Annotated in this window: 17 protein-coding genes and 2 tRNA genes; 10 read left to right on the forward strand and 9 right to left on the reverse strand. The window is 31.0% G+C overall.

Annotated features, from left to right (window positions below; translation table 11 throughout):
• Positions 1–192 precede the first annotated feature (192 nt).
• Positions 193–1,014 carry a hypothetical protein gene (locus tag NNL09_RS16850; RefSeq protein WP_196910530.1) on the reverse strand — a complete coding sequence of 274 codons (822 nt, stop codon included), beginning with the start codon at positions 1,012–1,014 and terminating at the stop codon, positions 193–195.
• A 261-nt stretch (positions 1,015–1,275) separates the two neighbouring features.
• On the opposite strand from NNL09_RS16850, the gene NNL09_RS16855 reads away from it, so the two are divergent.
• A complete protein-coding gene (locus NNL09_RS16855; protein ID WP_196910529.1) occupies positions 1,276–1,947 on the forward strand; it encodes an SGNH/GDSL hydrolase family protein in 672 nt (223 codons plus the stop codon).
• A gap of 19 nt (positions 1,948–1,966) precedes the next feature.
• Here the strand turns inward: NNL09_RS16855 and NNL09_RS16860 are convergent, their stop codons facing one another.
• Both NNL09_RS16860 and NNL09_RS16865 read right to left on the reverse strand, forming a co-directional pair.
• Entirely contained in the window at positions 1,967–3,049 is a 1,083-nt protein-coding gene (locus NNL09_RS16860) for a sensor histidine kinase (protein WP_196910528.1), read from the reverse strand.
• A 1-nt stretch (position 3,050) separates the two neighbouring features.
• Positions 3,051–3,842 carry a LytTR family DNA-binding domain-containing protein gene (locus NNL09_RS16865; protein ID WP_196910527.1) on the reverse strand — a complete coding sequence of 264 codons (792 nt, stop codon included), beginning with the start codon at positions 3,840–3,842 and terminating at the stop codon, positions 3,051–3,053.
• Between the two features lie 285 nt (positions 3,843–4,127).
• On the opposite strand from NNL09_RS16865, the gene NNL09_RS16870 reads away from it, so the two are divergent.
• Positions 4,128–5,366 (forward strand): hypothetical protein, encoded by a 1,239-nt coding sequence (locus NNL09_RS16870; RefSeq protein ID WP_196910526.1) that lies wholly within the window; start codon positions 4,128–4,130, stop codon positions 5,364–5,366.
• A gap of 1 nt (position 5,367) precedes the next feature.
• Entirely contained in the window at positions 5,368–5,808 is a 441-nt protein-coding gene (locus NNL09_RS16875) for a GNAT family N-acetyltransferase (protein ID WP_196910525.1), read from the forward strand.
• 162 nt (positions 5,809–5,970) lie between these two features.
• On the opposite strand, the gene NNL09_RS16880 is transcribed toward NNL09_RS16875, so the two are convergent.
• A complete protein-coding gene (locus NNL09_RS16880; RefSeq protein ID WP_196910524.1) occupies positions 5,971–6,729 on the reverse strand; it encodes a Bro-N domain-containing protein in 759 nt (252 codons plus the stop codon).
• A gap of 197 nt (positions 6,730–6,926) precedes the next feature.
• Between NNL09_RS16880 and NNL09_RS16885 the strand changes: the two genes are divergently transcribed.
• From NNL09_RS16885 to NNL09_RS16895, 3 genes are all read left to right on the forward strand, one after another.
• Entirely contained in the window at positions 6,927–7,313 is a 387-nt protein-coding gene (locus NNL09_RS16885; RefSeq protein ID WP_025664910.1) for a hypothetical protein, read from the forward strand.
• A 27-nt stretch (positions 7,314–7,340) separates the two neighbouring features.
• On the forward strand, positions 7,341–7,940 hold the full coding sequence (locus NNL09_RS16890; protein ID WP_196910523.1) for a hypothetical protein: 600 nt from the start codon (positions 7,341–7,343) through the stop codon (positions 7,938–7,940).
• 122 nt (positions 7,941–8,062) lie between these two features.
• A complete protein-coding gene (locus NNL09_RS16895; RefSeq protein WP_025664912.1) occupies positions 8,063–8,596 on the forward strand; it encodes a hypothetical protein in 534 nt (177 codons plus the stop codon).
• Between the two features lie 218 nt (positions 8,597–8,814).
• On the opposite strand, the gene NNL09_RS16900 is transcribed toward NNL09_RS16895, so the two are convergent.
• Positions 8,815–8,899, reverse strand: a tRNA-Ser gene (locus NNL09_RS16900).
• Positions 8,900–9,070: 171 nt separating this feature from the next.
• On the opposite strand from NNL09_RS16900, the gene NNL09_RS16905 reads away from it, so the two are divergent.
• Positions 9,071–10,129, forward strand: a complete 1,059-nt coding sequence (locus NNL09_RS16905; protein WP_025664913.1) for a M28 family metallopeptidase — start codon at positions 9,071–9,073, stop codon at positions 10,127–10,129.
• Between the two features lie 75 nt (positions 10,130–10,204).
• On the opposite strand, the gene NNL09_RS16910 is transcribed toward NNL09_RS16905, so the two are convergent.
• From NNL09_RS16910 to NNL09_RS16925, 4 genes are all read right to left on the reverse strand, one after another.
• Positions 10,205–10,280 (reverse strand) — tRNA-His (locus tag NNL09_RS16910).
• 58 nt (positions 10,281–10,338) lie between these two features.
• Positions 10,339–11,055, reverse strand: coding sequence for a bacillithiol biosynthesis deacetylase BshB1 (gene bshB1 / locus NNL09_RS16915; protein WP_196910521.1), 717 nt, complete (start codon positions 11,053–11,055; stop codon positions 10,339–10,341).
• Positions 11,056–11,058: 3 nt separating this feature from the next.
• Positions 11,059–12,228 (reverse strand): PLP-dependent aspartate aminotransferase family protein, encoded by a 1,170-nt coding sequence (locus NNL09_RS16920; RefSeq protein WP_196910519.1) that lies wholly within the window; start codon positions 12,226–12,228, stop codon positions 11,059–11,061.
• Positions 12,229–12,350: 122 nt separating this feature from the next.
• Positions 12,351–14,585 carry a response regulator gene (locus NNL09_RS16925; RefSeq protein WP_196910517.1) on the reverse strand — a complete coding sequence of 745 codons (2,235 nt, stop codon included), beginning with the start codon at positions 14,583–14,585 and terminating at the stop codon, positions 12,351–12,353.
• 278 nt (positions 14,586–14,863) lie between these two features.
• Here NNL09_RS16925 and NNL09_RS16930 point away from each other — a divergent pair, with 278 nt between their 5' ends.
• The 3 genes from NNL09_RS16930 to NNL09_RS16940 all read left to right on the forward strand — a co-directional run bounded on the left by NNL09_RS16930 (position 14,864) and on the right by NNL09_RS16940 (position 16,130).
• Positions 14,864–15,502: a peroxiredoxin gene (locus NNL09_RS16930; protein ID WP_025664917.1), complete on the forward strand. Its 639-nt coding sequence runs from the start codon at positions 14,864–14,866 to the stop codon at positions 15,500–15,502.
• Positions 15,503–15,577: 75 nt separating this feature from the next.
• Entirely contained in the window at positions 15,578–15,892 is a 315-nt protein-coding gene (locus NNL09_RS16935) for a co-chaperone YbbN (protein ID WP_025664918.1), read from the forward strand.
• A complete protein-coding gene (locus NNL09_RS16940) occupies positions 15,873–16,130 on the forward strand; it encodes a hypothetical protein (RefSeq protein WP_025664919.1) in 258 nt (85 codons plus the stop codon). The genes NNL09_RS16935 and NNL09_RS16940 overlap by 20 nt, the downstream gene beginning before the upstream one ends.
• The last annotated feature ends 18 nt before the right edge of the window (positions 16,131–16,148 follow it).

Genomic DNA, 16,148 nt, shown 5'->3' on the forward strand with positions numbered 1-16,148 from the left:
AAAAAGTAAGTTTCGATACGTTAATCTCTTTCTTAGCAGTATTAATTATAACGTTTTACTTTGTATATTCCCTACCAGATATGCAATTTGCAATTGAAGTAATGAAAAATACACTTAAAAAAACCGTAAAATAAAATTACATTTTACGGTTTTTAAGATAATTAAACATTTAAGCTGCTAAAAATTTGTGTCCTAGAATTTACCAGACCAGAATTTTGATGAAGCATCAGCATCGTGGGGTCCATTACCTTTTGTATTTCTTTGTATTTTATGAGACCTACGTATATCGCGATATTTTGTTCTTCGTGTCCATCCACTTTCAATAGTTCTGGTGATTTTAGTCTTCCACTGTTTAAAACGTCTTACCTGTAACTTGTGTTGCCATCTACCATCACATGCTTTGGTTAATGCTTCCATATGACGCCTTTTATGGCCTCCGTCATTTACCCCAAAACTAGAAGTTTTGTTCCAACTACATTTTCTATAGGGGCCACCAGAATTACCTGATAAAGAATAACAGTCTAGAAAACAACTACTTTTTGTTTCACCTGTATTTTCTTTAGTTTCTATTTCAAAAGAAACAGATTTCATGTCTACCGATAGTGTTTTACCAATGTTGTTAGTAATTTTTCTTCCAGAGATTAGTTTTTGAGCGCCTTCACCATAATCTTCAATTAATTTATAAGGAATTTCGGCATTTTTCGGAGCTATTTTTAGATATAACTCCAAAAAGGATTCATTATCATCCATTTTAATCAAAGAATTTTCTGAACGGGTATATTCATCAATACCGATGCCTTTTTCTCCTTTAACTGCAAAAAAGTCTACTTCTGTTCCGTTAGAAATTAAAATCTTAGCCATAGAATATGTAGCGTCCTCTTCTTGGTCGATAGATTCAATTCTTTGTTCATCACCATCTTCATGCTGACAAGCAAAAAACATAAAAATGGATACAAGAACACATACAGGCACAGCCCATGATTTTGATTTCTTTTTTAAAAATGATCTTTTCATATTGTATTGTGAGTTTAAGTTTGAAATCCAAATGTATAGATCTTATATGTAAAAAGATTATTGCAATTTGTTATGGGGTATCATGTTATGTTATAACTCATTAGAAATTGGATGAGGTATTGGGAATTGAGTGATTTTAGAAATAATAGATATCTACTTTTAGTGTATTCTTATCAAAAAATATATTATCAATATCATTCATCTCTAAAATCAGAATATTTGCTTAAACTTAGATACTCATTTGTATCTATATAAAACACAATGATTAGCAGATTGGTTATAATATTTATAGGATCATGCATAATATGTATATCTTGCTCATCGAGCCATGTTACTCAAGAATCAGATATTAGAACTTCTGATCAGCAAGATGGTGGTAATGATATATCGCACGAAGAATATGATCTTTTGTTTGTAGGTAATAGTTTGACGTATAGTAATAATTTGCCCAGATTAGTAACACAAGAAGCAAAAAGAAAAGGGATTATGATTACGACTACCATGTTGGCTAAGCCTAATTATGCTATTGTAGATCATTGGACAGATAAAGAGGTTCAACGTCTGATTAAAACAAAGAAATATGATTTTGTGATTGTACAGCAGGGGCCTTCGTCCCAAACCGATGGGAGAGAGATGCTTCTTAATTCTGGAAAAGAATATAGTAACTTATGTATTGCAAATGGTGCAAAACTGGCTTATTTTATGGTATGGCCATCAAGAATATACTACCATACTTTTGATGGTGTTATTAAAAACTATACAGACGCAGCGATCAAAAATAAAGCAATATTATGTCCTGTAGGAAAAGTATGGAAACAACATTTTGATGAGACCAACGATTTTTCATATTACAGTCCAGATCAATTTCACCCTTCATTATCTGGTAGTAAAGTGGCGGCCAAAGTAATTGTAGAATCGCTGTTTTTGAAGTAGTTATTTGTATTGTAAAGCGTTAAGAGTGCTTACCTTGTTCAAAGATTCTCGGTATTTTTATACTATTGATCACTCCAGAATTTTTATTATTTCTAATATCAAATGAATAATTACCTTGATATAAGGTGTCTATTCGTTCTAAAACATTACTGATACCATTACCGAAAACAATTTTTTCTTGCTGTAATTGTGCTCCATTATTAGTTATTTCAAAAACAATATCATCATAGAGCATGAAAATTTTTATAGCAATTATAATGGTATCATGAGTATACGAAAAACCATGTTTTATAGAATTTTCTACAATTGGTTGTAAGATAAGTGGTGGTACTTTTTCGAATAGCATAAAATCGGCAATATCAATCTTAAAATTTAATTTTTCTCCAAATCGTAGTTTTTCAATACCTAAATATTTGTTTAAAATTGATAACTCTTCTTCTAAAGTAATATATTTTACATCTTTGATACTTAGTGTTTTTCTTAACATTTCACTTAAATCGGCTAATGCATCTTGCGATTTTTCAATATCAATATCCATTAAGGAAGAGATGTCATTTAATGCGTTAAATAGAAAATGTGGCTGTAGCTGTGATTGTAAGATTTTAATTTTTGAATCCAGTAATTGTGTTTTTAAATTAGATTCTTTTATTTCCTGATCTTTTTGTTTTTTAAAATAATAATAGGCATATAGAATGGTGATTAGCGTGAAATAGACAAAAAAGTTAAAGTTTGAACTATAAGCTAACCTTAATAAAATTAATTTAATATCAATAACATCGGTATATCCAAGAACATATTTCTCATATCCTAGTAGCAAAACAGAGCTATAGAGTGATAATAAAACTGAAATTAAAGTATGAATAATAATACTAATGGGTAGAGAGAATTTACGCATAATATATACTCTCGTAAATATGATCGATAGTATGATAAATATGAACTTAGTACCATAATTAAATAAATAATTCATGATAAGCCCAATCCAGGTAAATGATTTAAATGAAACTCCGCTTATTTTTTGAAAAAGAGCATTGACAAGACCAAAAAGACATGCTAAAATATAAAAGAGAACTATAAATCTAAAAAGTTTTTTATCTAGCATTTTAAGAATTCTTAATGTCAATTTTCTTTAAAAAAGATGTTTTGTACGTTTTTGTTAAAGAGAACGATTTTTCATCATTCATGGTAATACTATAATCCCCCATACCTTCTCCTATAACCTCTTTAATTTCTTTTAATCTAACGATAGTTGACCTGTTTATACGAATAAATTCTTTTGGATCTAATTTTTTAATAAAATCACTCATAGAAATACGATATACATGCTTTTGACCCGAATATGTGAAAATCTCGGCATAATATGCAGATGAAATGATGTATTTTACATCGCTAGTCTCAACAAAATAATACTTCTTTCCTAGTTTTAAAACAATTCGCTCTAAATAAGTGTTACGCTCCTCTAATATGTTTGTTTCTTCATTTTTTAGAAATTGAATCAAGCTACTCATTTTTGAAGAAAAGATTTCTTTTTCATTTATTTTAATACGATTGATACCTCTGTGTAAAGCTTCAAAAAACCGATCTTTTTTAAAAGGCTTTAATAAAAAATCAATTGCCTGCACCTCAAATGCTTTTACTGCAAAGCTATCAAAAGCAGTCACAAAAATAATAGTGGGAGTACATTCTGGATGCACTTTTTTTAGTACATCAAAACCAGTCATATCTGTCATTTGTATATCTAAAAAAACAAGATCGGGCTCTAACTCACGAATATATTGAATGGCTTCCTTACCAGATGATGCTTCAAAAATAGAATCGGTTACTTTGGCTTCAATAATTAATTTTAAAATCCTCTTTCTGGCCAAAGCTTCATCATCAACAATAAGTATTTTCATAATAATGGATCTAGGTAGTAAGTATGTAGTTTTATTAAGCTGTTTATAATTTAAACTTTTAATTCATAGTATCAAATCATTTTTTAAACACTTCGAAGTATAGAACTGACTGTAAGTAAACGAAACATTTACCAAATTGTCAAAAAAATGATATTTATGACCTATTTCATGATATTTTTGCTCAATTTTTTACATAGTAATTTATCATATTTGATGTATAGACTATCAAAAAATAACTTCTAGAGTTAATAGAAAGTGTTTTTGCAAAAAAAAAACATAACGATCATGAAATTTAAAATACTCATAATTCTTCTTTTGGTAACTTTAACGGGCTATACACAAAGCATAAATGAACTCTACAAAAAGAGTATCGAAGCGTATAAGAATAAAAACTTTGAAACTTTCGAAAAACTTAATTTAAAAGCTTTAGAGTTACACCCTTCGCAGCCTACCATATTGTTTAATTTGGCGGCTTCTTATGCGCTTAATGGTAAGGATGAACAAGCTTTTGAACTTTTGAGTACTTTGCTGAGTTGGAACTCAGAATTAAAATTTGAGGATGAAGATTTTAAATTTCTTTTAGCAGAGAAGAGGTTTGCAAATGGTTTAAAGAAAAAAGCTTCCTTTTTTTCAACTCAAAAAGAATCAAGTTCTATTCTTTTTGAAATATCAAACAAATACCATGTCGAAGACGTAGCAGTGATAGATAGTATGGCTTACTTAACAGATGTTAGAAATGGATTTATTATTAAATATAATCTAAAAACTAAAGAATCTGAAGAACTTCTATCTGTTGCAGGTGCTGCTTTTGCAATTATAAAAGGAATCGATGAGAATTCTATTTGGGTATCATCCTCTATGTTCCCAAACTATAGTAAATATGACAAAGAACAAAATAACAAATCATTGGTGTATAAGATAGATACCCAAAACGGAAGCATAATGACCAAAATAGAAATACCAGAAGAAGCTGTTATTGGGAGTATGGTTTTAGCTAAAAACAATAAAATATATGCTACTAATTCTGTATCCCCAAAAATATTTGTAATAGATGCCAATAAAGGAGTGCTCGAAAATTCTTTTGAAGTAAACGAAGCATTTAATCTACAAGGGATAACTCTTGATAATACGCATGAACATATATATGTAGCCGATTATATTAAAGGAATCATGAAATTGAGTTTAGCAGATTTTTCAGATAGAATGTGGTATGAATCTAAAGCATATTTATTAAAAGGCATAGACGGTTTAAATTATATTAATGATAATACATTAATTGCTATCCAAAATAATTCTAATCCTAAAAAGGTAATACAACTTACTACAGATGCTAATAAAGTAATTAAAGTCGAAATCTTGGATAATGCATTGCCACATAATGGAGAGCCTACTAACGGTAAATTTTATAAAGAAAAGGGGTATCTTTATGTTTCGAACAGTCAATGGCCTTTTTATGATAAAAAGAACACTCCATTAGTAGAGCAATGGGAGCCACAAAGAATTAGAATTTTAAATCCTTTCTAAAATGATTGAAGAAGAAATTATTAGATATAAAGAAGAACAGTTATCAGAAATCAAGAATGTTTTTTTTCTAAATGTCCCTGAGTATTTTGCAGAAGAAGAGTGGAGCGACTTTACAGAGTATTTAAAATTGCACAGTGCTACATATTTTCTTGCTAAGAATAAAAATGCTGTAATTGGTTGCGGGGGTTATCATAAAAGTAATGATATTACCGCAAGGCTTTCATGGGATTTTATTCACCCAGATTTCAAAGGTAAAGGGATAGGAAGAAAAATTATCTCACACTGCTTAGAAGAGATAGACAAAGACGCAGATATACATAATATTGAAGTTTGGACTTCGCAGCTTGCGTATCAATTTTATGCAAAATTTGGACTAGAAACGTACCATATCGAAGAACATTATTGGGGAAAGGATTTACATCTCTATAAAATGAAAACATGATTGTTTGTAGAATTCCTTTTTTTAAGAGGCACACGTATAGACCTTTAAAAGATAACCGATCATAATTAACTAAGGTATGAATGTTATAATAAAATACCTCAGCAATAATTTAGGGAATTTGTACTGTTGTGTATTTTTTTAATCGAAATAAAGAGTGTGATATCAAGTTTCTAATCCGATTAATTTTGGAAGGTATTTTAAGGCTTCTTTATCACGACTTTTAAAATAGGTATATGCATGTTCGGGTAACCAATGTTTGTCGACAAAATCTATAAATGTGGGAAGCAAATGATTCCTGTATTGTTTCACTTCTATTTCTTTACCATTTGGTAATCTATGAAGGTAGGTTTTAAATTCACGGTTATATTGTGGATAATTTTCTTCAAGATGTTTTTCAAAATGAATAGAAACACTAATATCAGGCCTTATTTCTTTACCGTCTAAAGCTTTGTTGGGTAAAATATACCCTTCTTGTTCAAACCGTCCATATAACCTAATAAAAAGTTCGCTTAATACCGAAAAATAGCCAGAAGATACGCGATCCCAATTATCATTAAACCGGATTACAAAATTGGGTATTTCTAATCGCTTTGTAGTATAATATCCTCTAACACGTATTAGCGGTAAAACCTGATTGGTGACCCATTTTCTAAATTTTTTAGCACTGTTTGTGGTACTTTTAAAAATTAAAGAATATAAACCACTTTCAGAAATCAGGTTCGCATTTTTTTGAGTTCCATTATAGAATGTTTCGGTAGCAAAACGTTCTTCTATATCCAGTGTACTCCATACTTCATCTGGATTTCCTAACTCTAGCACTTTCACTACTTCATCAACAATAAACCAAATTTGATTATTGATTTCTACAGACGTTAGCTGCTGAAAATAATTAGTTTCTTTTTTTACAATTTCTGATTTCATCACCATGGTTTTCCAGAGAAATAAAAATAATCACATATATATTATCTCACAATGATAATTGTCAGATTCTGAAATCTTTAAATACTTTCATAGCACTGGACTTATGAGTGAGTTTTAAAGAGTGCTCTAATGACATTGGTCATATTAAAAGAGAAGTGTAGTCTTTATATTTGAGATGGATCATATAAAAGTTTATTATGGACATATCTATATTTTTAGCAAAATTTTGGGGTTGGTATTTGATTATGTTTTTCTTTATATTGAGCTTTAACCCCAATAGGATTAAACAGATTTTTGAGGACCTGAAGGATCAAAAATTTGTAATAATAATCTCGTTTATAGCAATTATTGTGGGATTACTCAACATCCTTTTTCATAACATATGGGAACCAAGTTGGAAATTTATCATTACAGCCATAGGTTGGGCTTCATTAGGTATGGGGTTGTTGCTATTTGTCTTTCCGAAAGGAACCGCAAAATGGTTAGAATTTATCAATATAAAATTAGTACAAGTGTTATATGTACTACTGTTTTTAATAGGAGTTCTCTTACTGAATGCAGGATATGAACTGGTTCCGTATTAATCTTTTTAAAAAACATAATTACTGATAATGAAAAGAAGAAAAAGGATGATGATGGATATTCTGGTAGTATTAGGGTTAACATTGATTGTTTGGATAGTGCTTACTGTCATTGTGGGTAAAAAAGGGCCAGAAAAGTTTGCTATTGTAGGAGCAGCTAGTAGTGATCAGAAGGCACTTATCGTTTACGACCCTGATCCGATTTATAATCTTGATGAAAAGGTAAGCAAATCATTTGCAGAAGGCTTATCAGAGAAGGGGTGGGGGTCAAAAGTGGTAACAGTAGCTGCTGCCAAAAATTTTGAGAAAGAGTTTTTTGATTTATATGTATTCTGTGCAAATACTTATAATTGGGCCCCTGATAAAGCAATTCGTGACCATATAAAAAATATTGATTATTTACAGGGAAAGCATGTAGTTGCAATCACTTTAGGTAGTGGCTCTACAAAAAGATCTCAACGTTTGCTTGAAGAGTTGATCAAACAAAAAGAAGCTACACTTATTGATTCAAGAACATTTTGGTTAATGAAACCCAATACCGAATCAAAAACAAAAAGATCAAATAGTGAAATAGCTGTAGAAATGGCAAATAATTTTGGAAGAGAAATAGCTGAAAGAATTAGTAATTAACCTAAAATAGCCATGGTTTTTTTACTAGTTGATTTATACTTAGATAGATATTGTTTTTCTGTTTTTACAGTTTCCAAAATTTAAGTTGCTTTTCAAATAATTCTTACACAAAATGTACCATTATGAAAACTCTAATTGTTTACTTTTCCTTTTCTGGAAACAATGAATTATTGGCTAAAGATGTAGCCAAAGACCTAGAAGCCGATCTGTTGCAAATCACCGAACCCAAAAAGCGAGGGATTTTCAGGATTATGTTAGACATGTTGTTTAATCGTTTTCCTAAGATCAATGAACTAAACATTTTATGGGATGAATACCACCATATCGTTTTGATGGCTCCCATCTGGAACTATATTATAGCGCATCCGATGAAGACCTTCATCAAAAAAAGTAAAGAGGATCTTAAAAACTATTCATTTATAACGTTGTGTTCTGGGCGTGATACACAAAAAGAAAAGATTGCAGCTCAATTAGAAAAATTAGCACGCTATGAACCTAAAGTAATAATAGAATTCGAGACACGAACATTCATTACTCCAGAACAAGAGAGTAAAGGCGCTTATAAAGTAACTCAAGAAGATCTAACAAGATTAAAAAAAGCAGATGCGTATCATAACTTCTTAGAAACATATATAACCAAAAAAGAAACGGCATAAACGAGGTGTATTGTGAGGTTATTTTAATACTACTTCTACTTTTGGTAGAGTTCGTCTTGTTGAGTGGTAATCTTTATTGGGGTACAAGAATTAATAATGTTTGGATTAGATTTGATCTTGATCCAATTTTTGATGGTCTTCTTTAAAGAGTATAGAAAATGAAAAAGCTCATAAATATAATGTTTATGAGCTTTTATAGGAACTAAATAAATCCCTTGCGGAGAATGAGGGATTCGAACCCCCGGAGGTGTGACCCTCAACAGTTTTCAAGACTGCCGCATTCGACCACTCTGCCAATTCTCCAGTGTTTAGTCTCATCAGGTATTCCCTGAATGCGGGTGCAAATATAAAACCTTTTTTAATTCTAAAAAGAAAAATTTAAAATAATTTAAGAGATATTTTCTTTAAAGATGGTATTCCCTTAATCATATAAGATGAATTGAGTATATTGTGCTTTATTAATTAAATTGTTACATGAAAAATACTATAATACTAGTTGGCTCATTTATAGTCTGTTGTTGTGGAACTTCACAAAATTCTACATCTACTAATCCAAAAATAGATTCACATACTAGTGTGAATACAGAATTAACCGCGGTTACTTATGCCGAAAGCATTACGGCCAAAGAATTAAAAGAATATTTATACGTTTTTGCAGGTGATGACTTCGAAGGACGTGATACAGGAGAACCTGGTCAGAAAAAAGCCGCAGAATATTTAAAAAAGCAATACCAAAGAATGGGTATTCCTTCTCCTTTGGGAGGAGATGATTACTATCAGGAAATCCCAGAAAGCTATTTTAGAGGAGGTATTAAGTCTTCAGAGAATGTATTGGCATTTATTGAAGGTACAGAAAAACCCGATGAGATTGTAGTGATTTCTGCGCATTATGATCATGTAGGAACCGATAAAGAAGGTAATATTTATAATGGTGCCGATGATGATGGTTCTGGAACAGTAAGTATATTAGAAATAGCAGATGCCTTTATGAAAGCAAAGAAAGATGGGAAAGGACCAAAGAGATCTATTTTGTTTTTACATGTTACAGGTGAGGAAAAAGGACTGTATGGGTCAAAATTTTATACAGAGAACCCTGTTTTTCCTTTAGAAAATACAGTAACAGACCTCAACATAGATATGATAGGAAGAATTGATAAAAAACATGAGGGAGAGGATAAAAACAACTATGTATATTTAATCGGTAGTGATCGGTTAAGTACAGAATTACACAATATCAGCGAAAAAGTAAATGCAGAGCATACCAAATTAGATTTGGATTATACATATAATGCTGAAAACGATCCTAATCGATTTTATTTTAGAAGTGATCATTACAATTTTGCAAAACATAATATTCCTATCATATTTTATTTTAATGGAGTACATGAGGATTATCATAAATCAACCGATACACCAGATAAAATAGAATATGAACTCATGACTAAAAGAGCAAAATTAGTATTTTATACTGCTTGGGAAGTAGCGAATAGAACAGAGAGAATTATTGTTGATGGTGCTAAAGAAGGTGAATAACGAGATGTTAAAATAAAAACACCAAACTATAATAAAATAAAAAAAGCCCTTGAAAAAGGGCTTTTTTGTTTTTAGGGGTGGAAGACGGGATTCGAACCCGCGACCCTTGGTACCACAAACCAATGCTCTAACCAGCTGAGCTACAACCACCATTTAATTTCGGGTGCAAAAATAAAGTATTTCTATCTATCTACAAACATTTTTTTGAATTAAATTAAATCAAAAATAGAATCGACTGCTACATAGCGTTCTACGGTAAAGCCTTCGGCATGATGTACCCCTATTATTCGTCCTAAATCGGCAGCACGATACTTTACGCTTTCAATAAAATTCTTGCTTGAGATAGGAGTAACAGGCTCTTTACTTCCGGCATCGTAAAATTGGGAAGTATATGCCATAACGCTTTCTATCTTTTTATCTATATAACTACTAATATCTATTACAAAGTCGGGTTCAATATTGGCCCATTGTATATAGTGATATACTTGTTTGGGCCTCCATGGATCTTGATTTACACCATCTAGAGTGGTTTCAATTTTTTTCAATCCAGACAAAAAGCAAGAATCACTAGCTAGTTTACTTCCTTTGCCATGATCTATATGGCGATCTACAATTGCATTACAAAGTACAATTTCGGGTTTATATTTTCTTATTTTTTTTATAACCTCTAATTGGTGATCTTGATCATTTGTGAAAAAACCATCTTTAAAACCTAAATTTTCACGGGTAGCAACCCCTAAGATTTTAGAAGCATTTTTTGCTTCCTGATCTCTAATTTCGGGAGTACCTCTTGTTCCTAGTTCTCCCCGGGTAAGATCCAGTATTCCAACTTTTTTACCTCTACTAACTTCTTTGGCTATGGTTCCTGAGCAACTTAGTTCTACATCATCAGGATGAGCTCCTATGGCTAGAATATCTAACTTCATATTTTAATGTTCTAATTCTGGGACTTTTACTTTTTCTATAGCTTGTTGTATATCTTGCATTAAATCTTCTTTTTCTTCAATTCCTACGCTCAATCGTAACAATCCATTTTTAATTCCTTGTAAATTTCGTTCTTCTTCGGTGAGTAACGCATGTGAGGTAAGGGTAGGGGATAGCATAGTACTTTCAACTCCGGCAAGACTCATAGAGCTTTTAATTAGCTTTAATTCTTTTTGAAATTTACTGGCATCTATACCTTCTTTTAATTCAAAAGATAACATACCACCGTAACCTGTCATTTGTTTTTTAGCAATTTCATGGTCGGGATGTGATTTCAACCCAGGATAATAGACCATAGCGATATCTTCATGCTTTTTAAGCCATTTAGAAAGTTTTAGCGCATTCTTATTTTGGCGTTCTACTCTAATACCGAGTGTTTTTATACTTCTCTCTAACATCCATACTGTAAAGTCGCTTAAACTACCACCAAAGTTTTTTGCAACCTGAAAAATCTGATCGATATTTTTCTCGGTAGAGATAACAGCTCCAGCCAGAATATCACTATGACCTCCCAGGTATTTGGTAGCAGAGTGAATAACGATGTCTATACCAAATAGAATTGGGTTTTGATTTACAGGAGATGCAAAAGTGTTATCTATAATAGTAACGATGTTATTTTCTTTTGCTAAATCAGCAATAGATTTAATATCAATAATTGTTAATAGAGGATTAGAAGGTGTTTCTATATAGATTACCTTGGTATTAGCTTGTATTTTTTGTTTAAAACCTTCTGGGGTTTGAGCATCTACATAAGAAAATTCTATACCATGTTTTTTAAACTCTTCATTAATAAGATTAGCAGTTCCCCCATAGAGTGTACGTTGTAAAACAATATGATCTCCTTTCTGTAAAAATGCAAATAGTGTAGTACTTATCGCTGCCATACCACTACCAAAAATCAGAGAAGATTCTCCTTTTTCGAGCTTAGCTATTTTTTTAGATAAAGCTTCTTGATTGGGAGTGTTAAAATATCTGGGGTAACGTTTTACATCTACATCTTCAAAAGCATAGGAGGTAGACATATATATTGGTGATATAGCTCCTTTAAATTGTTCATCTTTAATTTCGCCATGATGAGTGCAGATGGTATTAAACCCTATATTTTTTGTATCCATAATGAGTGTAGTAAATCTTATAGTTATCGCATCTAAATTAAGATTTTCAGAAGAAATCAAATAAGATTTAACAGATTAAATGATCGAATATAACAGATTTCGTTTCACCCTTTTTGATTGGGTTATATCATTTTTACTTTTGAGATGTTTCTCATTATTGTCTGGAAGAATTGTTGAGTGTCATAAGGTTTTATGATTACATCATTCATGCCTACTGATAAGGCTTGATTTCTTATTTCTCCTTCTTCAACAGCTGTTAGTGCTATAATCGGAATATTGGTATTAAAAGTTCGTACTACTTTGGTGGCTTCAAGACCATTCATTTCGGGCATGTTTATGTCCATCAATACCAAATCAAACTTTTCATTTTTTAACATTTCGATCGCATCCATACCATTGTTTGCAATATTACAAGTGTATCCTTTCTTTTTAAGGATGTTTTGAGTGACAATTTGATTTATTTTATTGTCATCTACAATAAGAACATAGAAATTGCTTGTTCCGATACTTAAGTTTTCTCCTGTTTTTAATGAAATCTCTTGTTCTTTTACAGCTTTTTCATAATAGAGATCAAAATAGAATTCGGATCCCTGGTTTTCTTTACTTTTTATATGAATTTCACTATTATGAAGATGAATTAGTTTTTTAACAATTGCTAACCCTAATCCTGTACCTTCATATTCTTGATTTTCGTTCTTTACTTGAGCAAAGTTGTCAAAAATTGTTTGTTGCTTATTTTTAGGTATTCCTATTCCATCATCTCTAACAATAAAGCGTAAAATATAATTATCTTCTTTATTATCGATACATTTTACATTAACCCAAATGTTTCCATCTTTAGTAAATTTAAGAGCATTACCAATTAGATTTATTAAAATTTGTGACAATCTTACCGAGTCTCCTAGTAAAGTGGTATTTATTTTTTTGTCTATCTCAATATGAACCGTATTGTTGTTGCTTTTTTGTTTGGTATGAAGAGAATTAACAATTCCTTCTATTAGTGTTCTAATATCAAAAGATACTTTTTCGAGTTTAACTTCATTGGTTTCTATTTTACTTAACTGTAAAACATCATTAATTAAAGCTAAAAGGTAATCACCAGAAAACTTTAAGGATTCTAGATATTCATTAGTTTTCTTTTTATCAGGATTTTCCATTAATAGGGACGTAAGTCCAATTACGCCATATAACGGTGTTCTAAGTTCGTGACTCACAGTAGAGATAAACTGGGATTTTAAAGTAGATACTTGCTCTGCAGTTTCTTTGGCACTTATTAATTCTTTGTTTTTGTCTAGTAAGTCATTGTTAAGCCTTTTCTTTTGTATATTATTCTTATAAGAACTAATTAAAAAAGCTAGTGATATTAGAATTAGTATAATACCCAGAATAATACTGATCCTCCATTTTACGACTTCTGATTCACTTTCTTTTTTCTCAGATTCTGCTTTTTTTGCTCTTTTTTCAAAAATATCAACCTCATACTTAATATTGGCACGTCTAAGCTCTTTTAATTTCTTATGATTGTTTGCCTGTAATATATTTTGAAATTGTTTTTTCTGATAGCTGTATGCCTTTCGGTAATCATCTTGTTTAACGTATAAACCAGATTTGGTTTCGTAAGCAGAAGCTAACTCTTCATAATATCTAGAAATTAGCTCATCGTTATTTTCTTTATTTTTAGTTTCACCAATAGCATATGATATTGCTTTATCTGTGTATTCTTCTGATTTTATAAACTTTCGTACACTAAGGAAATATTTTCCTAAAAGACTATTTAATTTGGTTTTATCCAGATTTGAAGATTTTTGGTGAATCAACTTTCTTGCTGGTGCCAGATATTCATAAGAACTGTCAAAATCATTTCTGGAAATATAATATTCCCCAAGATTTAATAATGGGCGTATCATCCTTATGGTATCTTTTAATCTTACAGCAAACTCATAAGATTTTTTATAATATCCAACTCCTTGTTTACGTGTAAGATTGTGCTTAGTATATACTCGTGCGAGGTTATTATATAGATCTGTTTCTAATACTTCGCTCTTCGAGCTTCGGGCATAGGTTAATGCTCTTCTATAATATCTTCTGGCTTCATTATCGTCTTCACTGGTTTCATAATTTTTGGCAATAATATTATTTATATACCCAAGACTCTTATCATCATTATTGTATTGGGCATAATGAAGTGCAGCTTGGGCTATTTCCAAAGACTGTTCATACTTATATTCTTCCTGTAATTTTTCGGCCTTTTCGATATAACTTTGAATACTATCAGAAGTTATAGAAGATTGAGATTGTACAGAAAGAGTAAAGCTTACTAAAAATATTATAGTTATATGTTGAATAAAATATTTCAACGCTTAATAATTCTTGGTTTATTTACGTTGACGAAAATACAAAAATAGATTTAACACAGTGTAATTCACCGTAAAAAAAGTGCTATTTATCCGTAATTTTTGTAGGTAAACGGATGTTTGTGTAGGAATTTGACTCGTTTTGTAAAAAAACTTTCTATGATTAGAAAAAACTATTTAAATATAAATAATTAAAATTATAGAGTAATTATTGTTCTATAAGTAGGTGTATATTTGCGTTGTCAAAAATTAATCAATTATAAATTTTAAAAAATAAAAAAATGGCATTTGTAGGTAAAAAATTCCCTAATCTAGACGTTGATGCAATGAACGATATGGGAGATACTTTTAAACTTAATGTTTTAGAAGAAGCTAAAAATAAAAATAAAAAAGTATTGCTTTTTTGGTACCCTAAGGATTTTACATTTGTTTGTCCAACAGAATTACATGCTTTTCAAGAGGCTTTAAATGAATTTGAAAAAAGAAATACAATTGTAATTGGTGCTTCTTGTGATACTCCAGAAGTTCATTTTGCATGGTTAAATACATCTAAAGATAACGGAGGTATAGAAGGAGTAACCTATCCAATTCTTGCAGATTCTAACCGTAATCTTGCGAGTACATTAGGTATCCTTGATATCACAAATGAAACTTACAATGAAGAAACTGGTGTTGTAACTGTAGAGGGAGATAATGTAACGTATAGAGCTACTTATTTAATCGATGAAGAAGGTACAGTTTTTCATGAAGGAATAAACCACATGCCCGTTGGTCGAAATGTAGCTGAGTTTTTAAGGTTGATCGATGCATATACACATGTACAAAAAAATGGAGAAGTGTGTCCTGCAAACTGGGAAGAAGGAAAAGATGCAATGAACGCAGATAGAAAAGGAGTAGCTTCTTACCTAGCAACTCATTAATAGACAATCCTAATTAAAAATTTCTCTGGGCAGTAATCCCCAGAGAAATTTTTTCTAAACTTTAATTCAAATACTATGGTACAAGAACTAGCAGCAGATAATCTTTCACAGTTAATACAAGATAATGATACTGTGATTGTACAGTATTCTGCCACCTGGTGTGGTAACTGTCGGATTATGAAACCAAAATTTAAAAAACTGGCTTCAGAAAATAATGATACAACTTTTGTTATCGTTGATGCCGAAAAATATCCTGAATCCAGAAAACTAGCTACGGTAGATAATCTTCCGACATTTGCTGCATTCAAAAGCGGAGCTTTTGTGAATCAGGTTCAAACTAATAAATTTGATATTCTAAAAAATTTGGTAGATGAAGTTACCGGTAATTAAACACCTTACGAGCTTTATCGAAGAAAACGATGAAGATTTTATCGTAGAAACTATTGAAACTCTAGAAGCTTTAACAGAAGTACCTTCATTAAAAGATGAAGAGTTGGATGTTATCGGAGAGCTAATCTCTAATATGTATGGTGCCCTAGAGGTTGATAAAATGATCAAAGAAGGTACTCCAAAAAAAGAAGCTCTAAATAGCTTTATGAAAAGAGTCCTTGGATCTATAGATACCTGAAAAATAAAAAAACCTACC

It is taken from the genome of Aquimarina sp. EL_43, from assembly GCF_943422735.1.
Taxonomy (GTDB): Bacteria; Bacteroidota; Bacteroidia; order Flavobacteriales; family Flavobacteriaceae; genus Aquimarina; species Aquimarina megaterium.